Annotated in this window: 6 protein-coding genes; 5 read left to right on the top strand and 1 reads right to left on the bottom strand. The window is 46.2% G+C overall.

What is annotated here, in order from left to right:
* Window positions 1-578, bottom strand: a 578-nt coding sequence (gene hemH / locus ACJ751_RS18390; protein WP_407746982.1) for a ferrochelatase, incomplete at its 3' end; no start/stop codon positions are given.
* Window positions 579-1322: 744 nt separating this feature from the next.
* On the opposite strand from hemH, the gene hemA reads away from it, so the two are divergent.
* The 5 genes from hemA to hemF form a co-directional block, all read left to right on the top strand.
* Entirely contained in the window at window positions 1323-2552 is a 1230-nt protein-coding gene (hemA, locus tag ACJ751_RS18385; RefSeq protein ID WP_407746981.1) for a glutamyl-tRNA reductase, read from the top strand.
* Window positions 2553-2692: 140 nt separating this feature from the next.
* Window positions 2693-3661 carry a hydroxymethylbilane synthase gene (locus ACJ751_RS18380; RefSeq protein WP_407746980.1) on the top strand — a complete coding sequence of 323 codons (969 nt, stop codon included), beginning with the start codon at window positions 2693-2695 and terminating at the stop codon, window positions 3659-3661.
* Complete coding sequence (locus ACJ751_RS18375; protein WP_407746979.1) at window positions 3651-4352, top strand: uroporphyrinogen-III synthase; 702 nt, start codon at window positions 3651-3653, stop codon at window positions 4350-4352. The genes ACJ751_RS18380 and ACJ751_RS18375 overlap by 11 nt, the downstream gene beginning before the upstream one ends.
* 14 nt (window positions 4353-4366) lie before the next feature.
* Window positions 4367-5407, top strand: coding sequence for a uroporphyrinogen decarboxylase (hemE, locus tag ACJ751_RS18370; protein WP_407746978.1), 1041 nt, complete (start codon window positions 4367-4369; stop codon window positions 5405-5407).
* A 14-nt stretch (window positions 5408-5421) separates the two neighbouring features.
* The coding region (hemF, locus tag ACJ751_RS18365) for an oxygen-dependent coproporphyrinogen oxidase (protein WP_407746977.1) at window positions 5422-6309 on the top strand (888 nt) is incomplete at its 3' end.

The raw sequence follows: 6309 nt of genomic DNA, 5'->3' as shown, positions 1-6309 counted from the left end.
TGATAACTAAATATAATCTGATCGTAAGGCTGCTGAAGGTAAGGCCGAATGCTATCTGCCAAAGCCTCCAGGTATAACGCATTATCGTAAAAAGGCGGGATGATGGTCAGCTTGAAAGAATACTTCCCTTTTTTATGTGCTTCTTTTGCGTATTCCACGGCCGTTTCATAACTGCTCATGGCATAATGCGGATACAAAGGGACCAGCACTACTTCTTCCAGGTCAGGTGTTTTTTCCAACAGCTCATCGTAAGCAGTCCATGGTGTAGGAGCGCCATAACGCATAGCCAGGGCTACCGGTTCGGTAACCTGCTTTTGCAAGGCCTCCTGCAATTGCCTGCTTATTACCATCAGGGGTGAGCCCTCTTTAGTCCAGATAGATGAATAAGCATGGGCCGATTTTGGCGCCCGGAACGGAACAATGATACCTTTCACCAGCAATAACCGTTGCAGGTAGGGCATATCGATCACCCGTTCATCCATCAAAAATTCATTCAAATAACGACGCACATCTTTCACCTGTGTTGAGTCAGGTGACCCCAGGTTCATTAAAACGATGCCTCTTTTTGTTGTTGCCATAATAATTGAGTGCAAAAGTAATCAGGTTAATAACTTAAAAATCAAATTTATTCCCGGCGGTATGGCCAGCCAGCCCCGCCATCGGCAGTTTTTACTACCCGATGACATAGTAATCTTCCCAATGGTTCCTCAATGGTGCCTCGATTCAGCTTCATTGGGTTGTCTTTGCTTCCTCGGCCCCCGAGGTTGAAGAAAGGTTGAACAGAGGTGTTTCCGAGGACCCAAAGAGGTAAATCCGAGGTGGTTCCGAGGTGAATCCGAGGTGAAATAGTATTTATTTGTCAATCGTCACAGGAATCTTACACTTCATCACACCACTTTCCCTGAAGCGTCCCTAAAAAACGGGCATTTCCGAGGAAAAAATACCAAACGTCCCATCCATAAGAGGTAGTCGTCACAACAAGTCCCGAAGACCGTCACATTTCCGGAAAAGCGAGGGCCATTCTGTCCTAGCTTTGCTTTTTCAGTCAATTCATCGAGGCCTATGGTCGGGTTTTGCCGGTCAACCTTACTCCAAAAGCCCCGTCCCGACTGGGAAATTCAGTTCTTTGACATAGACATGGTTTCACCCAAACAACCGTTCGAAAAAGCCCTCCATTCATTCAGCGAAATCATTAATGAATTTCGTCATATGCGTACATGATGATAATCAGACAGTAAAATGACAGTGAAATGACAGACATAATTGGACGTTGACGAGTCCGAAAGTATTTTTGCACTGTCACTTTTCAGAATTCAGTATTCATGCACGGAAACAGTACCAAGAATATAACAAAGTTTTTTATAGCCGGGATCAATTACAAAAAATCCGATGCTGCGATAAGAGGTCAGTTTGCAGTGAGTAATGATCAATACGCTACCCTACTTTCCAAAGCCCCCGAATTTGGTTTGCATGAGTTATTTATTTTAAGCACTTGTAACCGTACCGAAATTTATGGTTTTGCAGAAAGTGCCGATCAACTGATTAACCTGCTGTGCACCCAAACCGAAGGAACCGCTTCAACTTTTACCCGATTAGCATACGTAAAAAACGGACTGGCTGCCATAGAGCACCTTTTCTCTGTTGCCGCCGGTATCGATTCCCAGATATTGGGTGATTACGAAATTGTAGGACAGATAAAACAGGCAGTGAAATTCAGCAAGGAACATGGCTTTACCGAAACCTTTATGGAACGTCTGGTAAACTGTGTACTGCAATCTTCAAAGGCCATTAAGAACCAAACCAACCTCAGCGGCGGCACCGTTTCGGTTTCCTTTGCTGCGGTTCAGTACATCCGGGAAAAAACAACCGACATCACCAACAAAAGGATCCTGCTGCTGGGTGTTGGCAAAATTGGTCGCAATACCTGTAAGAATCTTGTTGACTACCTGGATGCTGACCACATTACACTTATTAACCGTTCCCCCGATAAAGCCGTTCAACTGGCAGAAGAGCTAAGCCTGCATCATGCACCGATCTCAGCGCTGGCTGAAAAAATAGAAACTTCCGACATCATTCTGGTTGCTACCAATTCGGTAGAACCCACCATAAAGAAATCGCACCTGGAAGGCAAAGGCGAAAAACTCATCATCGACCTGTCGGTTCCTTTTAATGTTGAAGAAGGCGCCCAGGAATTGCCCAACGTTCACCTGGTGAATGTTGATGAGTTGTCGAAACTGAAAGACGAAACCCTGCAAATGCGGGAAGCCGAGGTACCAAAGGCCATGAGCATCATTCAGGAACACATCGACGAGTTCCTGGAATGGTTCGAAATGCGCAAGCATGTGCCGGTATTCAAAGCCGTTAAAACCAAACTTAAAGAGATCCAGAACTTTCCATCTTACATCCGACTTTCACCCGAATTAGCTGCGTGCCAGACTATAAATGCCGACGAGAAAATACAACGGGTAATAAATGGCATGGCTTCTAAAATGCGCCAGAATAACCAACGTGGCTGCTATTATATAGAAGCTATCAATGAGTTCATTGCGTGAATCGGCAATGGTCAATGGTCAATAGCTCTCAACTTTCCGGTTCTCGGATTAATTATTAATCTCGGGAATCCGGTTCTATTCACCATTCCCCATTCACCATTGACGAAAGTATTAGCTTTGCAAAAACTGAACAAGCACTGATGAATAAAGTGATCCGTATTGGCACCAGGGAAAGCCAACTGGCGGTATGGCAGGCAACACAAGTACAAAGCCTGCTTGCCCAACATGACTTTGCCGCCGAACTGATATATATTAAAAGTGAAGGGGATATTGATCTAAAGACTCCATTATACGAAATGGGCGTTCAGGGTATCTTTACCCGCAGCCTCGATATTGCCCTGCTGAACGACCGCATTGATATTGCTGTGCACTCCATGAAAGATGTGCCCACTCAATTACCTAAAGGCATCGTTACTGCATCGGTTTTAAAGAGAGCATCGTATAAAGACCTGCTTGTATATAAAAAAGATGCTGAAGCCGGCAATCGGCAATCGGCAATCGGCAATTCAGAAAACTCAGACTTCCCATTCACCATTGACCATTCACCATTGACGATAGCCACCAGCAGCATTCGCCGCAAGGCCCAATGGTTGAACCGGTACCCGCACCATACCATCGACAACCTCCGTGGTAATGTAAATACCCGCTTAAAGAAACTGGCTGAGAGCCACTGGAACGGCGCCATCTTTGCCGCGGCCGGACTGGAAAGGATTGGCCTGCGTCCTGAACAATCTATTGAACTGGATTGGATGTTGCCAGCCCCCGCCCAGGGCGCCATCGTAGTGGCCTGTCGGGAAAACGATCAATATGCTTTTGAAGCCTGCCAGTTGTTCAACGATGAACATACCGCACTTTGCACCACCATTGAAAGAGATTTTCTGCGTGCTTTACTTGGCGGTTGCTCTACGCCTATCAGTGCGCTGGCAACCATCCTAAATGACCAGGTTTATTTTGAAGGCAACATTCTGTCGTTAGACGGAAAAGAGAAAGCGACCATCGAAAAAACAATAGCTATCAATAATAGCAATAACCTGGGTAGCATTGCCGCAAAAGAATTATTGGAGAACGGCGGCCAGGTAATTGCAGACCAGATCAAAAATGGCAAATAAGATTTCCATATTAAGCACAAGGCCTTTGGAAACGGCTTTGCTGGAAGCAGCCAAGGCAAAGGATGTTCAAATTGATATCGTATCGTTCATTGATACTTCGCCGGCACTTACAGCCGGTATTAAAGATGAGGTGGTTAAAATAATAAAACAACCAACCGCCGTGGTGTTCACCAGTATGAATGCGGTAAGCAGTGTTGCAGCTTATATTAATGGTGATAAGCCCGACTGGAATATCTTCTGTATCGGGAATACCACCCGCCAGTTGGCTGCCCGGTATTTTGGCGAGCAGTCGATACACACGGTTGGCAACAATGCTTCCGATCTGGCTGATAAAATGATCACTGGTAAACAGATCAAACAGGTGGTGTTTTTCTGTGGCGATCAGCGCCGGGAAGAACTGCCCGGCAAACTGCGGCAAAACGGAATTGCGGTACAGGAAGTGATCGTTTATCATACCATCAGCACGCCTCATAAAATAGATAAAGCGTATGATGGTATTTTGTTTTTCAGTCCCAGCGCGGTGCAGAGTTTCTTTTACGCCAATGCCGTACTTGCATCCACTGTACTATTTGCCATAGGCCAAACAACGGCCGACGCCATAAAATCATTTACCGACAACCTGATCATTGAATCTGAACGGCCCGGTAAAGATGAACTGGTAAAGAAAATGTTTCAATTTTTTAAAAAGTAACACTACTACATATTATGCTGCAAAACGATCTGTTATTAAGAACCCTGAAAGGAGAACAAGTAGAACGCCCGCCAGTATGGATGATGCGCCAGGCCGGCCGGTATTTACCCGAGTATATGGTGCTGCGCGAAAAGTATGGCTTCTTTGAACGTTGCCAAACACCCGAACTGGCTTGCGAGATCACCATTCAACCGGTAGACATTATTGGTGTGGATGCAGCCATCCTTTTTTCCGACATCCTGGTAGTACCACAAGCCATGGGTTTGGAAGTACAATTGATAGAAAGCAAAGGCCCCCTGTTACCAGACCCTATTAAAAATATCAATGACCTGAACCGCGTTCGCGTAGCAGATGTAGATGAAACCCTGAATTATGTGTTTGACGCCATCAGGCTCATTAAAAAAGAATTGAACGGCCGGGTTCCTTTAATTGGTTTTGCCGGCGCCCCCTGGACGCTGCTTTGTTATATGGTACAGGGTAAAGGTTCCAAAACATTCGACGAAGCCAAGATCTTCTGCTATACCCAACCCGAAACAGCGCACAAGCTGTTACAGATGATCACCGATACTACCATTGCTTACCTGAAAGGTCAGGTGAAAGCGGGGGTAGATGTGGTACAGATCTTCGATAGCTGGGGCGGTTTGCTGGGCCCTGATGATTTTGAGAACTTCTCCTTAAAATATATCCGCCAGATCGTTGCTGCACTGAAAGACGAAGTAGCCACCATCATTTTTGCCAAAGGCGCTTTTCAATCCCTGAATGCTATGGCTGCTACCGGCGCTCATGGGTTGGGCATCGACTGGTGTATTACCCCGGCCATGGCACGCCAGCTGGCAGGCCCCAACGTAACGCTGCAAGGTAATTTTGATCCCGCCAAACTGTTATCACCTGTTCCGGTGATCCAAAAAGAAGTAAAGAAGATGTTGAACGACTTTGGCGGACAACGGCACATTGCCAACCTGGGTCACGGCATTTTACCCAACGTACCGGTTGACCATGCAAGAGCATTTGTGGATGCAGTGAAAGAATACAAGCAACAAGGTATACAAGCATAAGAGAAACAGACGATATGAGATTTAAAGAACAATGGATTAATTATATACACGGTCTGCAAGACAAAATTTGCGCCGCCCTGGAGCAGGAAGATGGCAAGGCAACCTTTAAAGAAGACCAATGGCAACGTGCTGAAGGCGGTGGTGGCAAAACGCGGGTGATAACCAATGGAAATGTCTTTGAAAAAGGCGGCGTTAACACCTCCGTTGTATTTGGTGAAGTGACCGACGACATGCGCAAACAATTAAAGGTATATGGCCATCGCTGGTTTGCCTGTGGTCTGTCGCTGGTATTGCATCCGGTGAACCCGTTCGTGCCTACGGTGCATTGTAATTACCGGATGTTCGAAGTGTACAATGATGACGATATGAAAGTTTTCGCCGACCATGTCATAATAGGCCGGGAGGCGGCCGAGGCCAGAGCCGTCGATCGTTGGTTTGGCGGCGGCACAGACCTTACACCCTATTATTTATTTGAAGAAGATGCCCGGCATTTTCATCAAACCTATAAGAATGCCTGCGATGCGTTTGATCCCGGTTTCTACCCTGCCTTCAAAAAAGAATGCGACAACTATTTTGTGAACTGGCATCGCAATAAAGAACGCCGGGGTATTGGCGGCATCTTTTACGATCACCAACGGCCATCAGCAGAAAAAGATACAGACTTCTGGTTCAACTGTGGTAAAACCTGTGGCGATGCGTTTATTACCGCCTATTTACCGATAGTTCAAAAAAGAAAACAACTGCCCTATACCGAGCAACACAAACACTGGCAGGAGATCCGTCGCGGCCGGTATGTTGAGTTCAACCTGGTGCATGACCGGGGCACGTTGTTTGGCTTGAAAACAAATGGCAGAACAGAAAGCATCTTAATGAGTTTGCCTCCTACCGTACGCTTTGAATAC

This window comes from Niastella sp., from assembly GCF_045805085.1.
Taxonomy (GTDB): Bacteria; Bacteroidota; Bacteroidia; order Chitinophagales; family Chitinophagaceae; genus Niastella.
Note: the sequence above shows the minus strand (reverse complement) of the source record. Positions and strands in the feature narration are given on the sequence as shown.

What these genes read in the sequence shown, in the direction of transcription:
- hemA (WP_407746981.1), top strand. Translation starts at nt 1,323, where the DNA reads ATGCACGGAAACAGTACCAAGAATATAACAAAGTTTTTTATAGCCGGG.
- ACJ751_RS18380 (WP_407746980.1), top strand. Translation starts at nt 2,693, where the DNA reads ATGAATAAAGTGATCCGTATTGGCACCAGGGAAAGCCAACTGGCGGTA.
- ACJ751_RS18375 (WP_407746979.1), top strand. Translation starts at nt 3,651, where the DNA reads ATGGCAAATAAGATTTCCATATTAAGCACAAGGCCTTTGGAAACGGCT.
- hemE (WP_407746978.1), top strand. Translation starts at nt 4,367, where the DNA reads ATGCTGCAAAACGATCTGTTATTAAGAACCCTGAAAGGAGAACAAGTA.